Origin of the sequence: Pseudomonas oryzagri, assembly GCF_020831405.1 — a bacterium.
GTDB classification, from domain to species: domain Bacteria; phylum Pseudomonadota; class Gammaproteobacteria; order Pseudomonadales; family Pseudomonadaceae; genus Geopseudomonas; species Geopseudomonas oryzagri.
In genome coordinates, this window is the sequence record NZ_JAJHPU010000031.1 from 158,559 (window position 1) to 176,054 (window position 17,496).

Annotated in this window: 16 protein-coding genes; 11 read left to right on the forward strand and 5 right to left on the reverse strand. The window is 69.7% G+C overall.

The genetic code is table 11. The annotated features are described in order from the left end of the window. Positions 1-16: 16 nt before the first annotated feature. The 3 genes from LMJ29_RS11385 to LMJ29_RS11395 all read right to left on the reverse strand — a co-directional run bounded on the left by LMJ29_RS11385 (position 17) and on the right by LMJ29_RS11395 (position 2,204). Positions 17-532, reverse strand: a complete 516-nt coding sequence (locus LMJ29_RS11385; protein ID WP_229605631.1) for a hypothetical protein — start codon at positions 530-532, stop codon at positions 17-19. A 90-nt stretch (positions 533-622) separates the two neighbouring features. Next, positions 623-1,027: a lysozyme inhibitor LprI family protein gene (locus LMJ29_RS11390; protein ID WP_229605632.1), complete on the reverse strand. Its 405-nt coding sequence runs from the start codon at positions 1,025-1,027 to the stop codon at positions 623-625. Between the two features lie 238 nt (positions 1,028-1,265). After that, on the reverse strand, positions 1,266-2,204 hold the full coding sequence (locus LMJ29_RS11395; protein ID WP_229605633.1) for a LysR substrate-binding domain-containing protein: 939 nt from the start codon (positions 2,202-2,204) through the stop codon (positions 1,266-1,268). Between the two features lie 153 nt (positions 2,205-2,357). On the opposite strand from LMJ29_RS11395, the gene LMJ29_RS11400 reads away from it, so the two are divergent. After that, entirely contained in the window at positions 2,358-3,782 is a 1,425-nt protein-coding gene (locus tag LMJ29_RS11400; protein WP_229605634.1) for an aspartate ammonia-lyase, read from the forward strand. Positions 3,783-4,033: 251 nt separating this feature from the next. Here LMJ29_RS11400 and pdxR read toward each other — a convergent pair whose 3' ends face one another. After that, complete coding sequence (gene pdxR / locus LMJ29_RS11405; RefSeq protein WP_229605635.1) at positions 4,034-5,503, reverse strand: MocR-like pyridoxine biosynthesis transcription factor PdxR; 1,470 nt, start codon at positions 5,501-5,503, stop codon at positions 4,034-4,036. A gap of 89 nt (positions 5,504-5,592) precedes the next feature. Between pdxR and LMJ29_RS11410 the strand changes: the two genes are divergently transcribed. From LMJ29_RS11410 to LMJ29_RS11420, 3 genes are read left to right on the forward strand one after another with little or no spacing between them, the layout of a single operon-like run. Then, on the forward strand, positions 5,593-6,225 hold the full coding sequence (locus LMJ29_RS11410) for an FMN-binding negative transcriptional regulator (protein ID WP_229605636.1): 633 nt from the start codon (positions 5,593-5,595) through the stop codon (positions 6,223-6,225). Between the two features lie 23 nt (positions 6,226-6,248). Further along, entirely contained in the window at positions 6,249-6,701 is a 453-nt protein-coding gene (locus LMJ29_RS11415; protein ID WP_229605637.1) for a GNAT family N-acetyltransferase, read from the forward strand. A 13-nt stretch (positions 6,702-6,714) separates the two neighbouring features. Further along, positions 6,715-7,389, forward strand: a complete 675-nt coding sequence (locus LMJ29_RS11420) for a GNAT family N-acetyltransferase (RefSeq protein WP_229605638.1) — start codon at positions 6,715-6,717, stop codon at positions 7,387-7,389. Positions 7,390-7,392: 3 nt separating this feature from the next. Here the strand turns inward: LMJ29_RS11420 and LMJ29_RS11425 are convergent, their stop codons facing one another. Continuing rightward, positions 7,393-8,211, reverse strand: a complete 819-nt coding sequence (locus LMJ29_RS11425; RefSeq protein ID WP_229605639.1) for a helix-turn-helix domain-containing protein — start codon at positions 8,209-8,211, stop codon at positions 7,393-7,395. A 162-nt stretch (positions 8,212-8,373) separates the two neighbouring features. On the opposite strand from LMJ29_RS11425, the gene LMJ29_RS11430 reads away from it, so the two are divergent. The 7 genes from LMJ29_RS11430 (at position 8,374) to LMJ29_RS11460 (ending at position 17,460) form a co-directional block, all read left to right on the forward strand. After that, a complete protein-coding gene (locus LMJ29_RS11430; protein WP_229605640.1) occupies positions 8,374-9,822 on the forward strand; it encodes an alanine/glycine:cation symporter family protein in 1,449 nt (482 codons plus the stop codon). Positions 9,823-9,935: 113 nt separating this feature from the next. Continuing rightward, positions 9,936-10,688, forward strand: a complete 753-nt coding sequence (locus tag LMJ29_RS11435) for a substrate-binding periplasmic protein (protein ID WP_229605641.1) — start codon at positions 9,936-9,938, stop codon at positions 10,686-10,688. A gap of 76 nt (positions 10,689-10,764) precedes the next feature. Continuing rightward, on the forward strand, positions 10,765-11,760 hold the full coding sequence (locus tag LMJ29_RS11440; RefSeq protein WP_229605642.1) for an asparaginase: 996 nt from the start codon (positions 10,765-10,767) through the stop codon (positions 11,758-11,760). A 161-nt stretch (positions 11,761-11,921) separates the two neighbouring features. Continuing rightward, entirely contained in the window at positions 11,922-12,851 is a 930-nt protein-coding gene (locus LMJ29_RS11445; protein ID WP_229605643.1) for an AEC family transporter, read from the forward strand. Positions 12,852-13,015: 164 nt separating this feature from the next. Beyond that, on the forward strand, positions 13,016-14,746 hold the full coding sequence (locus LMJ29_RS11450) for a type I secretion system permease/ATPase (protein WP_229605644.1): 1,731 nt from the start codon (positions 13,016-13,018) through the stop codon (positions 14,744-14,746). A 5-nt stretch (positions 14,747-14,751) separates the two neighbouring features. Beyond that, the gene (locus LMJ29_RS11455) at positions 14,752-16,077 is read left to right on the forward strand and encodes an HlyD family type I secretion periplasmic adaptor subunit (protein WP_229605645.1); all 1,326 of its coding nucleotides are present in this window, start codon (positions 14,752-14,754) and stop codon (positions 16,075-16,077) included. Positions 16,078-16,080: 3 nt separating this feature from the next. Further along, a complete protein-coding gene (locus LMJ29_RS11460) occupies positions 16,081-17,460 on the forward strand; it encodes a TolC family outer membrane protein (protein WP_229605646.1) in 1,380 nt (459 codons plus the stop codon). Positions 17,461-17,496: the final 36 nt, after the last annotated feature.

Consider the following 17,496-nt stretch of genomic DNA (forward strand, 5'->3'; position numbering starts at 1 on the left):
CAACTTGAACCAATAGTTAGGGTATGACCTCGTAGTCGAAATCCTCTCTCTCAAATACTTCAAATGCTGCAGATCGTATACTGGCTGCGTTGTCCGCGCAAAAGCGCGTAGAAGTTATTTTTCCATTGTGTCGCGTGACTATGCCTGCTTTGAACTCTGGATCATTTGGCTCGCCCGGTGCAAAGTTGGTTCTTATCATGCTGTCAAAAATCAGGTATTCATAGCCAGAGTTATTGAAACGGACTATGTTTGCTCCACCGCCAGAGTAGCCAGTCCTTCCCAAGAAGAAAATACCTTCGGGTGGCTTTTTTGAAGCGGGATATGAGAATTCGATTTTTTCAGAAGTTCCGAAACGGTACTGTGTATATCCCGTGGTTTTGCTGAATTTTTTAGATGCGCATATAGATATAAGCTTGTCTTTTATTTCGCATCCAAAAATAATCTCCTCATCGACCTTGCATAGATACAGTGGCTCCTCAGCTAACGTAATCTGACTGATTAGCAATATGGCCATGCCGATAGTCCGAGCCATGTTTATCCCTAACGCTTGGTTAAGGGGCGGGCTTTAGCCCGTCCAAGTGAGCGTAGTGAACGATTTGAACAAGCTGTTAGGATTGTTAAGTTACTGAAGATTGGCAAGTTCACGAAGCTCTATAGCTCTGGAGATGTTTAACATCATTGGGCAATATGAGTACATCGGAGAGCCGACATAAGAACCATAAAGCTCACAGTGGTTATTTCGATATGATATCCAAGCCTGCTGTGCCTTCTCAAACTTCAGTGCGTCATCGATAGACGAAGCTGAAATATACTTGTAAATTTTTCTGTAAAGTAGCGTGATTTCCTTTTTTGCACTGTCAGATGCATATTCTGCGCAGCCGTGAACGACGCTGTTATTTATAGGTGCCTGCTCATCTATGCAGGCAGAGTAAATCTTGTAATGATCAATTAACTTGTCTTCTGCGTTAGAGTAGAAGCTTAAATTGAGAGAAAGCAATAATAGGGTAATTTTTGATAGCGTTGGCACGACATTCCCTTATTGGCCTAACTATTATTAGACACCAACTGGTGCATAACACCCTGACAGGGTAGGTGGATGACACTCCGACGCGACCGAGCGCAGCCTCTATGTAGGGGCGGGGGTAAGAAGGTAGTTATGCACCATGCCGAAAATCCCTTTGCGTGCGGTGTCATTCCGCCCTGAGGGTAACGCGGCGCCCGGAAGAAAAACAACGTGATACGGCCGGTCCAGCGTGTCCGCTCCATCACCCAGCCGAGCCGCCTTCACTGCGGGCACCGACAGAAGCCCCGCCCCCCTCCTCCAACACCCTCCACAACCGCCGCACCGCCGGCTTGTGCAGCAGCGCGCAGCGGTACAGGCGGATCTCCAGCGGCACCTGCCACTGTTCGCCGCCGCACACCGCCAGTTCGCCGCGCGCCAGTTCGGCGGTGACCGACAGGCGCGGCACCCAGGCCACGCCGAGGCCCTGCAGCGCCATGCTTTTCAGGCTGTCGGCCATCGCCGTCTCGTACACCGTAGTGGAGCGCAGGGCGCGCTGGCGCAGCAGCAGGTTGACCGAGCGGCCGAGGAAGGCGCCGGCGCTGTAGGCCAACAGCGGCACGCTCTGCCCGCCGTCGAGATCGAACAATGGGCGGCCGTCCTCGTCCACCGCGCACACCGGCAGCATGGCGGTGGTGCCCAGGTGCAGCGAGGGGAACAGCTCGGGGTCGAGCTGCAGGGCGGCGTCGGGGTCGTGGTAGGCGAGGATCAGGTCGCAGGTGCCGTCGCGCAGGGCGTGCACCGCCTCGCCGACGTTGCTGGCCACCAGGCGGCTCTTGATCGCCAGGCCGGCGCGGCGCAGGCCGGCGATCCACGCCGGGAAGAAGCCTAGGGTCAGCGAGTGGGCGGCGGAGATCTGCAGCACCTCGCCCTGGTCGCCTTCGAGGTCGTGCAGGTGGCGCACCGCCTCGCCGAGCTGGGCGACCACGCTGCGCGCGGTGACCAGGAACAGCTGGCCGGCCTCGGTCAGCTCCACCGGGGTGCGCGAACGGTTGACCAGGGTGAGGCCGAGGGCCTCCTCCAGGGTGCGGATGCGCCGGCTGAACGCCGGTTGGGTGACGAAGCGCTTTTGCGCCGCCTGGGAAAAGCTGCGGGTGGCGGCCAGGGCGACGAAGTCCTCCAGCCACTTGGTTTCCAGGTTCATGTCGGCTCCGCTGGCGTCAAATGGTCGTTACAGTCTCATTATGCCGATTCGGCATGACCCAGCAAGCAACAGCATTGGCAGCCGATCCGCCACGAGCCCTAATCTATGGGCGTCGCGGTGCTTACCGCCATACCCTCGGAACGACATCCCATCATGTCCGCTGCTGCATCCTTCCGCCTCGAAAAAGACCTGCTCGGCACCCTCGAAGTCCCCGCCGATGCCTACTACGGCATCCAGACCCTGCGCGCCGTGCAGAACTTCCGCCTGTCCGGCGTCCCGCTTTCGCACTACCCGAAACTGGTGATCGGCCTGGCGATGGTCAAGCAGGCGGCGGCCGACGCCAACCACCAGCTCGGCCACCTGGAAGACGCCAAGTACGCGGCGATCAGCAAGGCCTGCTCGCGGCTGATCCGCGGCGAGCACCACGACCAGTTCGTGGTCGACGTGATCCAGGGCGGCGCCGGCACCTCGACCAACATGAACGCCAACGAGGTGATCGCCAACCTGGCGCTGGAGGCCATGGGCCGGCCGAAGGGCGACTACAAGGCGCTGCACCCGAACAACGACGTGAACATGGCGCAGTCGACCAACGACGCCTACCCGACCGCCATTCGCCTGGGCCTCCTGCTCGGCCACAACACCCTGCTGGCCAGCCTGGACAGCCTGATCCAGGCCTTCGCCGCCAAGGGCGAGGAGTTCGCCGGGATCATCAAGATGGGTCGCACCCAGCTGCAGGACGCCGTGCCGATGACCCTCGGCCAGGAATTCCGCGCCTTCGCCACCACCCTGGGCGAGGACCTCGACCGCTTGAAGCGCCTGGTGCCCGAGCTGCTCACCGAGGTCAACCTCGGCGGCACCGCGATCGGCACCGGCATCAACGCCGACCCGCGCTACCAGAAGCTGGCGGTCACCCGCCTCGCCGCGATCAGCGGCCAGCCGCTGGTGCCGGCCGCCGACCTGATCGAAGCCACCTACGACATGGGCGCCTTCGTGCTGCTGTCGGGCATGCTCAAGCGCACCGCGGTCAAGCTGTCGAAGATCTGCAACGACCTGCGCCTGCTGTCCAGCGGCCCGCGCACCGGCATCAACGAGATCAACCTGCCGCCGCGCCAGCCGGGCAGCTCGATCATGCCCGGCAAGGTCAACCCGGTGATCCCCGAGGCGGTCAACCAGGTGGCCTTCGAAGTGATCGGCAACGACCTGGCGGTGACCCTCGCCGCCGAGGGCGGCCAGCTGCAGCTCAACGTGATGGAGCCCTTGATCGCCTACAAGATGTTCGACTCGATGCGCCTGCTGCAGCGCGCCATGGACATGCTGCGCGAGCACTGCATCGTCGACATCACCGCCAACGCCGAGCGCTGCCAGCATCTGGTCGAGCACTCCATCGGCCTGGTCACCGCGCTCAACCCCTACATCGGCTACGAGAACGCCACGCGCATCGCCAAGCTGGCGCTGGACAGCGGCCGCGGCGTGCTGGAGCTGGTGCGCGAGGAGCAGTTGCTCGACGAGGAGGTGCTGGCCGACATCCTGCGCCCGGAAAACATGATCGCCCCGCGCCTGGTGCCGCTGCAGGGCTGATTCGCCGGCCCGGCCGCGCGCCGGGCCACACCCGCTTATCAGGCGACGCCGGCGGTCTTTTTGTCGGCAAAACTAAAGTGGCCGGCGACGCCTGATTCATTCCGCCGCGCAGCGCCATGCAGCATTGCGCGCGCATCTCACCGGCCGGGGAGGACGGGTCCTCCTTTGCCCTTGGGACGATTTACGGCTCGTCCCTTTTTTCTTCCCTCCACCCCCGGAGCGTGCCGGGGGTTCTTTTTTCCTCTCCCCGTCTACGACTCCCCGCTCCACGCCTCGCGCAGCGCCGCCAGGGCGCGGGCGATCTCCGCCTCCGGCACCGCGGCGAAACCCAGCACCAGGCCGGCGCGCGCGTCCGCCGGGGTGTTTCCATCGGGCAGCCAGTAGCGACTCAGGCCGTTCAGCTCCACGCCGACCCGCTGCGCGGCGGCGAGCAGCGCGCGCTCGCGCGCCATCCCGTCGACCCGCACGCACAGGTGCAGCCCGGCCTCCACCGCCGGCAGCGGCGCGCAGCCGGGAATCCCCTGCGGCCAGCCGGACAGCAGGGCATCGCGGCGACTGCGGGCGGCCGCGCGCATGCGGCGGATATGCCGCTGGAAGTGGCCGGCGGCGATGAACTCGGCCATCACCGCCTGGCTGCCGAGTTCGACATGGCGCATGTCCAGGGCCAGACGGCGGGCGAACGGCTGCGCCAGCGCCGGCGGCAGCACCAGGTAGCCCAGGCGCAGGGCGGGAAAGGCGATCTTGCCGAAGGTGCCGACGTATATCACCCGCCCCCGGCGGTCCAGGGCGGCCAAGGGGGTCAGCGGCGTGCCGCTGTAGCGGTACTCGCCGTCGTAGTCGTCCTCGACGATCCAGCCGTCGTGGCGCTCGGCCCAGTCGAGCAACTGCAGGCGCCGCGCCAGCGACAGGGTGACGCCGCTGGGGTACTGGTGCGAGGGGGTGACGTAGACCAGCCGGCAAGCGCCGGCCCGCTCCAGCGCGGCGGTATCCAGCCCCTCGCCGTCCACGGCGATGCCCGCCAGCTGCGCCCCGGCCGCGGCGAAGGCGTGTCCGGCGGCGCGGTAGCCGGGGTCCTCGATGGCCACCCGGTCGCCCGGCTGCACCAGCAAGCGGGCGCACAGGCCGATGCCCTGCTGGGCGCCGGCGGTGATGACGATCTGCGCCGGGTCGCAGGCCAGGCCGCGGCTGCTGCGCAGGTAGGCGGCGATCAGCTCGCGCAGGCGCGGGTCGCCGGCCGGATCGCCGTAGCCCAGGCGCGCCGGCGAGGGGCGGCGCCAGACGCGCGCCGACAGCCGCGCCCAGGTCTCGAAGGGAAACAGGTCGAAGGCCGGCACGCCGACCCGGAAGGCGCGCGGCGCGCCGGCCGGGGGCGCGGGCAGGTGCTGGGTCGCGAGGTGTTGCAGCGCCGGCGTCGCCGCCGCGCCGCCGGCGGGCGTGGCGAGCGGCCGCACCGCGCCGGCCAGCTCGCTGACGTAGGTGCCGGCGCCGACCCGCCCGTCCACGTAGCCCTCGGCGTACAGCTGGTCGAAGGCGCGGGTCACGGTGTTGCGCGAGACGCCGAGCAGCGCGGCCAGTTCGCGACTGGCCGGCAGGCGCGCGCCGCCGCGCAGGCGACCGTCGAGGATGCGCTCGCGCAGCGCCTGGTACAGCTGGCGGGCGAGCCCCTGGCCGGGGCCCAGCTGGATGCCGGAGAGATCGACCGGCAGCGGCGGCAGCGCCATGGATTGGCTCCATGAAAGTCACGGGAAATGGATCTTACAGCAGGCCAATATTCCGGTCAGGATGGCCCCATCGCCCGAGGAGAACCACCATGTACCTGCCTGCCGCCTTCCGCCAGGACGATCTCGCCGAGCTGCACCGGCAGATCGCCGCCAGCCGCCTGGCCACCCTGGTCAGCCACGGCCCGCAGGGCCTCACCGCCAGCCACCTGCCGCTGCTGCTGGAGCCCGGCGAGGGCGAGTCCGGCACCCTCTACGGCCACCTCGCGCGGGCCAATCCGCACTGGCAGGAGCTGGCCGCCGGCGGCGAGGCGCTGGCGATCTTCCAGGGCCCCGAGGCCTACGTCAGCCCGTCCTGGTATCCGGGCAAGGCCGCGCACGGCAAGGCGGTGCCGACCTGGAACTACGTCGCCGTGCACGCCTACGGCCCGGTCGAGCTGTTCGACGAGCCCGAGCGCCTGCGCCGGCTGCTCGGCCGCCTGAGCGACCGCCACGAGGTCGGCCGGGCGCAGCCCTGGTCGCTCGACGAGGCGCCCCGCGACTACATCGACGGCATGCTGCGCGCCATCGTCGGCTTCGCCCTGCCGATCCGCCGCCTGGAGGGCAAGTGGAAGCTCTCGCAGAACCGCCCGGCCGCCGACCGGGACGGGGTGCGCGCGGGCCTGGCCGCCTCGGGCGATCCGCGCAACCGCGAGCTGGCCGCGCGCATGAGCGTCATCGACTGATCCACTCACGGAAAGGAACCCGCATGTCTCACCCACCGCTCGAAATCCGCCCGGTCGGCGCCGCCGACCACGCCGCCTGGCTGCCGCTCTGGCAGGCCTACCAGCGCTTCTACGAGGCCGAGATCCCCGCCGCGACCAGCGCCGTCACCTGGCAGCGCTTCCTCGACCCGGCCGAGCCCATGCACGCCGCCCTGGCCTGGCGCGACAGCGCGGCGGTGGGCCTGGTGCACTGGATCTTCCACCGCTCCTGCTGGACGGTGGGCGACTACTGTTACCTGCAGGACCTGTACGTGGCCGAGGGCCGGCGCGGCGGTGGCATCGGCCGCGCGCTGATCGAGCACGTGCGCGCCCAGGCCGTCGCCGCCGGCGCCAGTCGCGTGCACTGGCTGACCCAGGAAGCCAACTACGCCGGCCGCCAGCTCTACGACCGCCTGGCCGAGCGCTCCGGCTTCATCCAGTACCGCCAGCTGCTGTGAAGGAGAAACGCCCGTGACCGACCTCGCCCACTGGCAGAGCTGCCCGCTGCCGCCGCACGCCCCGCTGGCCGGGCGCTTCGTCAGCCTCGAACCGCTCGATCCGGCGCGCCACGCCGACCAGCTGTGGACGGCACTGCAGGCTCCGCCCGCCGACCCGCAGCAGTGGCAGTACATGGCCTACGGGCCGTTCGCCGCGCGCGCCGAGTTCGACGCCTGGCTGGCCGGCGTCGCCGTCGGCAGCGACCCGCTGTTCTTCGCCGTGCGCGACCACGCCAGCGGCAACGTGGTCGGCCAGCTCGCCCTGATGCGCATCACGCCCGCCCACGGCTGCGTGGAGATCGGCCACGTGCTGTTCGCCCCGCCCCTGCAGCGCACGCCGGGCGCCAGCGAGGCGATCTACCTGCTGGCGCGACTGGTGTTCGCGCTGGGCTACCGGCGCCTGGAGTGGAAGTGCGACGCCGACAACACGCGCTCGCGACGCGCCGCCGAGCGCCTGGGCTTCGTCGCCGAGGGGCTGTTCCGCCAGCACCTGGTGGTCAAGGGTCGCAACCGCGACACCGCCTGGTACGCCCTGCTCGACGGCGACTGGCCGCGCTGCCGCGCCGCGTTCGAGCGCTGGCTGGCGGCGGACAACTTCGACGCCGAGGGCCGCCAGCGGCGCGGCCTGGCGGAGCTGCGCGACGAGTGAGCGTCACTCGATCTCGAACAGCCCGTCGCGCAGCGGCGCCACGGCCAGGCGCTGGCGGATGTCGGCGTCGATGCGCGGGTCGTCCGGGCGGTACAGGCGCACCTGGCGGTAGGCGCTGATGCGGTTGATCTCGCTGCCCAGGTACTCCCACACCACGCGGGTGCACGCCGGGTTGCGGCGGTCGCCACTGGACACGCCGGTCTTCAGGCCGTTGAGGCGGGTGATGCGGCTCTTGTAGCTGGGGATGAGGATGGTCTGGCTCATCTCGTTGAGGGTGAGCGACTCGTAGTCGATCAGGAACAGGCGGTCCTGCAGCTGGAAGGCCGCGCCCAGGTAGCGGCAGCGCACCCAGTCCTCGCCCTGCACATCGCTGCTGGCCGAGCGCTCCTGGCGCTCCTGGCGCTCGAACAGGAAGTTGCCGTCCTCCTCCCACAGGTGCACCAGCGACAGCAGCACGGTGCCCGGCACCGACATGCAGTTGGAGTACTCGAAGTAGTAGCCGCAGTAGCGCGCCAGGCTGGACGAATGGTCGCGCAGCGGCCGCAGCAGTTCGAGCAGCGGATCGCCGGCCGCCGGCTGGCCGCTCTCGCCGCCGCGCGCGCCGACCAGGTGGGCGAACTGCTCGGCCGGCAGGCCCAGCTCGTACTCCTCGACGCCGAAGAAGTCGCAGATGCGCTTGAGGTTGTAGGGCGTCGGCCGGCTCTGCCCGCTCAGGTACTTGTTGAACTGGGCGCGGTTGAGGCCGAGCTTGCGGCACACCTCGGCGATCGACCGGTAGTGGCTGCACAGCAGGCGGAGATTGGGACCGATGGCTTCGGACATGGCGCGCGCCCAGGTGATGCGAGTGACGCCATTCTAGCATCGACTCGCATCACATCGCCGCGACCCGCGAAATTGTCCCCGCCCGCCCCTTGGCCAACCATACGCCCCTCGGCCCAGGCCGCTCGCACCGCTCGAATACAACAAGAATCGAGGTCCCTCGCCATGCTGGAAATGCTCAACGATTTCCTGTCCGGAAAACTGCTGATCGTGCTGATCGTCGGTCTGGGCAGCTACTTCACCCTGCGCTCGCGCGGCGTCCAGTTCCGCCATTTCGGCCACATGTTCGCCGTGTTCAAGGAGTCCATCCAGGGCAGCGCCGGCCAGCTCAGCTCGTTCCAGGCGCTGATGCTCAGCCTCGCCGGCCGCGTCGGCGCCGGCAACATCGCCGGGGTGGGCGTCGCCGTGACCCTCGGCGGCCCGGGCGCGGTGTTCTGGATGTGGGTGACCGCGCTGGTCGGCATGTCCAGCAGCTTCTTCGAGTGCACCCTGGCGCAGGCCTACAAGCGCGCCGACGGCGACGGCCTGTACCGCGGCGGCCCGGCCTACTACATCCAGCACGGCCTCAAGCTGCGCTGGATGGCGCTGACCTTCGCCGTGCTGCTGCTGGTCACCTACGGCTTCGCCTTCAACGGCCTGCAGTCCTACACCGTGACCCATTCGCTGGAGAACGCCTTCGGCGTACCGGTGCAGTACACCGGCGTGGGCCTGGCCGTGCTGCTGGGCCTGGTGTTCCTCGGCGGCATCAAGCGCATCGCCGCGGTTTCCGACCTGCTGGTGCCGGTCAAGACTCTGGCCTACATCGCCGTCACCCTGTACGTGATCGCCACCCAGATCGAGCTGGTGCCGGGCATGCTGGCGACCATCGTGAAGAGCGCCTTCGGCCTCGAACCGGCCTTCGCCGGCCTGCTCGGCAGCGCCATCGTGATGGGCGTCAAGCGCGGCGTGTTCGCCAACGAGGCGGGCCTGGGCAGCGCGCCGAACGTGGCCGCGGTGGCTGCGGTCAAGCACCCGGTCGCCCAGGGCGTGGTGCAGGCCTTCAGCGTGTTCCTCGACACCTTCGTGATCTGCACCTGCACTGCCCTGCTGATCCTGCTGTCGGGCTTCTACACCCCGGGCTTCGAGGGCGACGGCATCGTGCTGACCCAGAACTCGCTGGCCGCGGTGGTGGGCGACTGGGGGCGGATCTTCGTCAGCGTGGCGCTGAGCCTGTTCGTGTTCACCTGCATCCTCTACAACTACTACCTCGGCGAGAACGCCCTGCAGTTCCTCGTCGGCCGTGGCCGCGGCCCGCTGATGATCTACCGCGGCCTGGTGCTGGCGCTGATCCTCTGGGGCTCGCTGCAGAACCTGGGCACCGTGTTCGCCTTCGCCGACATCACCATGACCCTGCTGGCGCTGGTCAACCTGGTCGCCCTGGCCATGCTGCTCAAGGTCGGCCTGCGCCTGATGCGCGACTACGACGCCCAGCTCGCCGCCGGCGTGGCCCAGCCGGTGTTCGATGCCCGCCAGTTCGCCGATCTCGACCTCGACCCGGCCGCCTGGCCGAAGGCCGCCGCCGCGCCGGCCGCGTCGACCGCCAGCGCCGGCGCGGACCTCGCCGCCCGCGCGTAAGCCACCGGCCGGCAGCCGCTGCCGGCCGTCTCCCCTCGGGCGCCGTCGGTTCCCCGTCCCTGTCGGTCGCCGTAGCGGCCGGCGGCGCCTGATCCCTTCCCGGAGCCACGACCATGCCGAAACGCCTTGGCGGGCTGCTGCTCGCCCTGCTGCTGGGCTGCGGCGCCGCGCGCGCCGAAGCGCCCGCCGCGCACCTCGAACTGCTGACCGAGAACTTCCCGCCGTTCAACATGGCCGCCAACGGCCACGACTACGCCCGCGACGCCAAGGTCGTCGGGCAGAGCACCGAGCTGGTCCGCGAGCTGCTGCGCCGCGCCGGCGTCGCCTACAGCCTGACCCTGCGCTTCCCCTGGGATCGCGTGTACCGCCACGTGCTCGCACACCCCGGCAGCGCGGTGTTCTCCACCACCCGCTCGGCCGAGCGCGAGGCGCTGTTCAAGTGGGTCGGCCCGATCGCCAGCTACGACAGCGTGCTGGTCGCCGCGCCCGGCCGAAGCTTCCAGCTGGCGAGCCTCGCGCAGGCGCGCGACTACCGCATCGGCGCCTACAAGAGCGGCGCGGTGAGCGAGCTGCTGGCCGGCCAGGGCATCGCCGCCCAGGCCACCCTCAGCGACCAGGACAACATCGCCAAGCTGCAGAGCGGGCAGATCGACCTGTGGGCCACCTCCGCGCCGGTGTGGCGCCACCTGGCGCGCAGCGCCGGCGCCGAAGGCCTGCAGGAGGTGCTGACCCTGCGCAGCGATCCGCTGTACCTGGCCCTGCACAAGGACACCCCCGACGCCCTGGTGCAGCGCCTGCAGCAGACCCTCGAGCAGATGCGCAAGGAAGGCTGGAGCAGTTGCACGGCCCATCCCGAGCATTGCTAATGGCTAGCTGCCGCCGAGCAGGCGAGCTGCCACAATGCCGGCCAAACTTTCTCCTCGACTTTCGGGAACCGAAGCGATGAACGCCCCCCACAAGCTGCTGGTGCTCTATACCGGCGGCACCATCGGCATGCAGATGAGCGCGGACGGCCTGGCGCCGGCCGCCGGCTTCGAGGCGCGCCTGCGCGCCGAGCAGGCCGCCCATCCCGAGCGGCCGGTGCCGGCCTGGGTGTATCGCGAGCTTTCGCCGCCGCTGGACAGCGCGAACATGACCCAAGCGCACTGGCTGGCGATGCGCGACTCGGTGGTCGCGGCGGTGACGGAAGACGGCTGCGACGCCGTGCTGCTGCTGCACGGCACCGACACCCTGGCCTACAGCGCCGCGGCGCTGTCCTTCCTGCTGCTCGGCCTGGATGTGCCGGTGCTGCTCACCGGCTCGATGCAGCCGGCGGGGGTGGCTGGCGGCGACGCCTGGGACAACCTGTTCGGCGCCCTCGCCGCCCTGGCGCGCGGCGTCGCCCCCGGCGTGCACCTGTACTTCCATGGCCGCCTGCTGCACGGAGCGCGCGCCAGCAAGGTCAGAAGCGAAGCCTTCGACGCCTTCGCCGCGCCGGCGCGACCACGCCACGGCGAGGCGGCGGGCGAACTGCCGGCCGCGCTGTCCTGGCGCCAGGCGCGCCGCCCGGTGCAGCTCGCCGTGCTGCCGCTGTTCCCCGGCGTGCAGGCCGCACAGGTCCAGGCCCTGCTGGCCAGCGGCGTGCAGGGTCTGCTGCTGGAGTGCTACGGCAGCGGCACCGGCCCGTCCGACGACGCGGCGCTGCTTGCCGCCCTGCGCGAGGCGCATGAGCGCGGCGTGGTGCTGGGCGCGATCAGCCAGTGCGCCGAGGGCCACGTCGAGTTCGGCGTCTACGCCGCCGGCAGCCGCCTGGCCGCCACCGGCCTGGTCTCGGGCGGCGGCATGGGCCGCGAGGCGGCGCTGGCCAAGCTGTTCGCCCTGCTCGGCGCCGGCCTCACCCAGGCCGAGGTGGAGCACTGGTTCGCCCGCGACCTGTGTGGCGAACTGACCGAGCGCTGAAGCCCCTCGGCCACCGGCCAGCTGCAGGGTTCCGCCGCGGACGAGCAAGTGGCGCCGCGGGCGCAGACGCTTTTCGCGTGGATGAGGCCCGCAGATAGCACTGGACGACGGCGCCGCCGCCGTCCAGTCTGCCGCCTTCCGTTTCGTGCCCGTCTGCCGCCATGTCCTCCGTGCTCAATGTCCTGCTGCCGATCTTCGGCCTGATCCTCGCCGGCTACCTGTGCCGGCGCAGCAACCGCCTGGGGCCGACCGCCGCCTCGGAGATCAACCGCTTCGTGGTCTGGCTGGGCCTGCCGGCGCTGCTGTTCGGCCTCACCGCGCGCGCCGACTGGGCGGCGATCTGGCAGCCGGGCTTCCTGCTCGCCTTCACCGCCGGCACCCTCGCGGTGTTCGGCCTGACCCTGCTGTGGCGCTGGCGCGCCGGCGTGCCGCTGGCCGACGCCAGCATCGACGGGCTCAGCGCCGCCTACGCCAACACCGGCTACCTGGGTATCCCGCTGTGCCTGCTGGTGCTCGGCGACGACGGCATGGCGCCGGCGCTGATCGCCTCGCTGATCGTGGTCTGCCTGCTGTTCGGCCTGGCTCTGGTGTGCATCGAGGTCGCCCTGCAGGCCGGCGCCGGCTTCGCCCGCGCGGTGCGCCAGGTGCTGCTCGCACTGCTGAAGAACCCGCTGGTGGTGGCGCCGCTGCTCGGCGCCGCCTGGGGACTGGGCGGCGTCCCGCTGCCGGCGGCGCTGGAGCGCTTCCTGCAGCTGCTCGGCGGCGCCACCGTACCCTGCGCGCTGGTCTCGCTCGGCCTGTTCCTCGCCCAGCCGCAGCCGGCGCCGCGGCCGGGCGCGCTGCCGCTGGTGGCGCTCAAGCTGGTGCTGCAGCCGCTGCTGACCTGGCTGATCGCCTTCGTGCTGCTCGACCTGCCGCCGCTGTGGGCGCACGCCGCCCTGCTGCTCAGCGCCCTGCCCACCGGCACCGGACCGTTCATGCTCGCCGAGTACTACCGGCGCGACGCGGCGCTGGTGTCGCGAACCATCCTGCTGTCCACCCTCGGCTCGCTGGTCAGCCTGTCGCTGCTGCTGGTGCTGCTCGGCCACTAGCAGGCGCCCGGCCGATCCGCGCGCTAAGCTTGTCCAGCGGCGCCATAGGCCGGCGGAAACGCGCGGCCTTGCCGCTGCCACGCCACAAAAGGACGAAACCGCATGCTTTTGTCGTGGCCATTTTTGTATGCTCCGCCGACCCGCAGGATGCAGGACTTTAACAAATGGCTTCTCCCCCGCCTCCCTCCCGTTCCGCCCTCCAGGCCGCACTCTCGGCCTGCAAGGACAGCTTCCTGACGGTTGGCTTGTTCAGCCTGTTCGTCAATTTCCTGATGCTGGTCCCCGCGTTCTACATGCTGCAGGTCTACGACCGGGTCATCGCCTCGGGCAGCGAGTCGACGCTGCTGATGCTGACCCTGATCCTCCTGCTGCTGCTGACCACCCTGGGCGCCCTCGAGTGGGTGCGCTCGCGGATCATGGTGCGGATCAGCACGCGCATGGACACCCTGCTCGGTCCGCAGCTGTACGACGCCAGCTTCAAGCAGGCGCTGCACAGCGGCGGCATGCACGCCTCGGCGCAGCCGCTGAGCGATCTGACCGGGCTGCGCCAGTTCCTTACCGGCAACGGCCTGTTCGCCTTCTTCGACGCCCCCTGGCTGCCGATCTACCTGGCGGTGATGTTCCTGTTCCACCCCTGGTTCGGCTGGTTCGGCGTGGGCAGCGCCCTGGTGCTGGTCGCCCTGGCCTACGCCAACGAGCGGCTGACCCACCGGCCCCTGCAGGAGGCCAACAAGGAGAACCTGGCGGCCACCGCCTTCACCAGCAAGAACCTGCGCAACGCCGAGGTGGTGGCCTCGATGGGCATGCTGCCGCAGCTGCGCCGCCGCTGGCAGGCCCGGAACGACCAGGTGCTGCGCCTGCAGTCGCTGGCCAGCGACCGCGCCGGCACGGTCACCGCGCTGTCGAAGACCTTCCGCCTCTTGGTGCAGTCGCTGATCCTCGCCCTCGGCGCCTGGCTGGTGCTGGAGCGCGAGCTCAGCCCGGGGCTGATGATCGCCGGCTCGATCCTGCTGGGCCGCGCGCTGGCGCCGATCGACCTGATGATCGGCGTGTGGAAGGGCTTCTCCGGCGCCCGCGCGCAGTACGGCCGGCTCGAAGAGCTGCTGGCGAAGATCGCCGCCGAACCGGAGCGCATGCCGCTGCCCGCGCCGCGCGGCGAGGTCGCCCTGGAAAACCTCGCGGTGGTGCCGCCGGGCTCCCAGCTGCCGGTGCTGCGCGGCCTCAACCTGCAGGTCGCCCCCGGCGAGGCGGTGGGCATCATCGGCCCCAGCGGCGCCGGCAAGTCCACCCTGGCGCGCGCCCTGCTCGGCATCTGGCCAGCGGCGCAGGGCAAGGTGCGCCTGGACGGCGCCGACGTGTTCGCCTGGCGCAGCGAGGAGCTGGGCCCGCACGTCGGTTACCTGCCGCAGGACATCGAGCTGTTCGAGGGCACCATCGGCGAGAACATCGCCCGCTTCGGCGCGCTCGACCCGGTCGCGGTGGTCGAGGCGGCCCGTCTGGCCGGCGTGCACGAGCTGATCCTGCGCCTGCCCGAAGGCTACGACACCGTCATCGGCGCCACCGGCGGCGCGCTGTCCGGCGGCCAGCGCCAGCGCATCGGCCTGGCCCGCGCGGTCTACGGTAAGCCCAAGCTGATCGTCCTCGACGAGCCCAACTCCAACCTCGACGACGTCGGCGAGCGGGCGCTGGTCGCCGCCCTGTACGCGCTCAAGGCCAGTGGCACCACGCTGTTCGTCATCACCCACCGCTCCGGCGTGCTGGCCGCCGTCGACAAGCTGCTGGTGCTGCGCGACGGCCTGCAGGCCCTCTACGGTCCACGCGACCGGGTGCTGGCCGAGCTGCAGAACGGCCAGACGCCGACGGCACCCCACTCCCCGGTCGGCAGCGCGAGGTGAACAGGATGAGCACAGGCATGCACGACACCCGCAACGAGGAGCCCGCCGCCGACCTGCCGACCAGCGACCGGGCGATCCGCCGCATCGGCTACGCCGTCCTGTTCGTGACCTTCGGCCTGTTCGGCTCCTGGGCGACCTTCGCGCCGCTGGACAGCGCCGCCCTCGCCTCCGGCGTGGTCACGGTGAAGAGCTACCGCAAGACCGTGCAGCACCTCGAAGGCGGCATCGTCCGCGCCCTGCACGTCCGCGACGGCGACCAGGTGGCGGCCGGACAGGTGCTGATCGAACTGGACGACACCCAGGCCGCCGCCGAGCTGGAGATGGTGCGCAGCCAGCTGATCGCCGCGCGCGCCCTGGAGGCGCGCCTGCTCGCCGAGCGCGACGATCGCGACGCGGTGACCTTCGCCGAGGGCGAGCCGGCCGACCGCCGGGTGCGCGAGGCGCAGGACGGCGAAGCGCAGATCTTCCGCGCGCGGCGCAGCTCGCGGCTGGGCGAGGTCGACGTGCTGAACAAGCGCATCGTCCAGCTCGAGGAGCAGGTCCGCGGCTTCCAGGCGGTGATCGCCGGCAAGCAGGAGCTGAGCAGGTCCTACGGCGAGGAAGTCGGCGACCTGCGCGCGCTGCTCAGCGAAGGCTTCGTCGACAAGCAGCGCCTGCGCGAGCAGGAGCGCAGCCTGGCGCAACTGCGCGCGGAGATCGCCGACCTGCACTCCTCGATCGCCCGCGCGCGTCTGCAGATCGGCGAAACCCAGCTGCAGATCCTCCAGCTCAACAAGGAGTTCGCCGCCGAGGTGGCCGACCAGCTGGCGACCGCGCAGACCAAGGTGTTCGACCTGCGCGAGCGCCTGGCGGCGGCCGAGGACCGCGCCCGCCGCACGCGCATCCGCGCCCCCGAGGCGGGCATGGTGCTCGGCCTGCAGGTGCACACCGTGGGCGGCGTGGTCAGTCCGGCCACCCCGCTGCTGGACATCGTGCCGGCCAGCGAGGAGCTGGTCGTCGAGGTGCAGATCTCACCGATCGACATCGACCGCGTGGCCCCCGGCAAGCTGGCGGACATCCGCTTCAGCGCCTTCAACCACGCGACCACTCCGGTGATCGAGGGACGCCTCGCCCAGGTGTCCGCCGACCGCCTGGTCAACCAGGAAACCGGCGTGCCCTACTACCTGGGCCGGGTCGAGCTGACCGAGCAGGGCCGCCGGGATCTTGGCCAGCTGCTGCTGGTGCCCGGCATGCCGGCCGAGGTGCTGCTCAACACCGGCGAGCGCACCCTGCTGAGCTACCTGGTGCAACCGGCGACCAACGCCTTCGCCCGCTCGCTGATCGAGGACTGAAAAGTGAGCCCCCTGCGTCCCCTCGCCCTGCTGCTGGCCTGCCTGGCCGCCGCCCCCGCGCTCGCCGCCCCTGAGCCGCCGGCCGCGACCACGCCGCCCGCCGACGGCGCGGCGGTCGATCTCTGGCAATTGTTCCAGGAGGCCCAGGCCGCCGACCCGCGCATCCTCGCCGCGCAGGCCAAAAGCCGCAGCGCCGCCTGGACCGAGCGCGAAGCCTTCGGCCAGATGCTCCCGCAGGTCGGCCTGAGCGGCACCTACAACCGCACCTTCAGCGACACCGAGAGCTTCGGCAGCTTCGCCGGCAGCCAGGACTACTACAACGGCGAACGCTACGCCCTGGGCCTGCGCCAGGTGCTCTACGACCCCGCCGCCTGGCAGAGCTACCGGCGCTTCAGCGCCCTCGCCGGACAGCAGGAGGCCGAGGCGCGCAACACCCTGGAGCAGGCCAGCGTCGACCTGGTCGAGCGCTACTTCGCCGCCCTGGCCGCCGAGGACGTCCTCGCCCTGGTCCGCGCCGAGCTGCACGCCACCCAGCGCAACCAGGAGCGCGTGCAGTCGCTGTTCCAGCGCCAGCTGGCGATGATCACCGACGTGCTGGAGATCTCCGCGCGGGTGGACTCCCTCAAGGCCGACGAGATCGAGGCGGCCAACCAGGTCACGGTGAGCCGCGAAGCGCTCGCCGAGCTGGTCGGCCGGCCGGTCGGCGAGCGCCTGCGCCGCCTCGGCCCCAGGCCCGCCTTCACCCTGCCGCCGCACGACAGCGAGCACTGGGTGCAGACCGCGCTGACCTCAAATCCCGCCCTGCTGGCGCAGAAACAGGCGGTGGATGCCGCCCAGGCCAGCGTGCGCGAGGCGCGCGCCGGCCACCTGCCGACGGTCAGCCTCAACCTCTCCGGGCAGCGCAGCGACATCGGCTACGAGAACAGCCGCAACCCGCGCACCGACACCTACGTGGCCAGCGTCGGCGTGCAGGTGCCGATCTACAGCGGCGGCTCGACCAGCGCACGCACCTCCTCGATGTACGAACAGCTGATGGCCGCCGAGCACACCTACGAGGCCGCCCGCCGCCAGCTGGTGCGCGAGACCCGCGAGGCCTACTACGGCGCCGAGACCAGCCTGGGCCGGATCGTCGCCGGGCGCACCGCGCAGACCTCCGCCGAGAAGGCCCGCCAGGCCGCCGAGCGCGCCTTCGAACTGGGCGTGATGAACGCCGTGGACGTGCTGGACAGCGTCAAGGAGGAGTACCGCGCCCGCCGCGACCTGCTCAAGGCGCAGTACGACTTCATCACCAACCTGCTGGTGCTGCACCGCTGGAGCGGCACCCTGGTCGACGAGGACATCCGCAGGGCCAACGAGTGGCTGGTGGCGGAAGGGCCGCGCTAGATTCGCGCGCCAGCGCTTCGCGGCCACGCCGCCTTC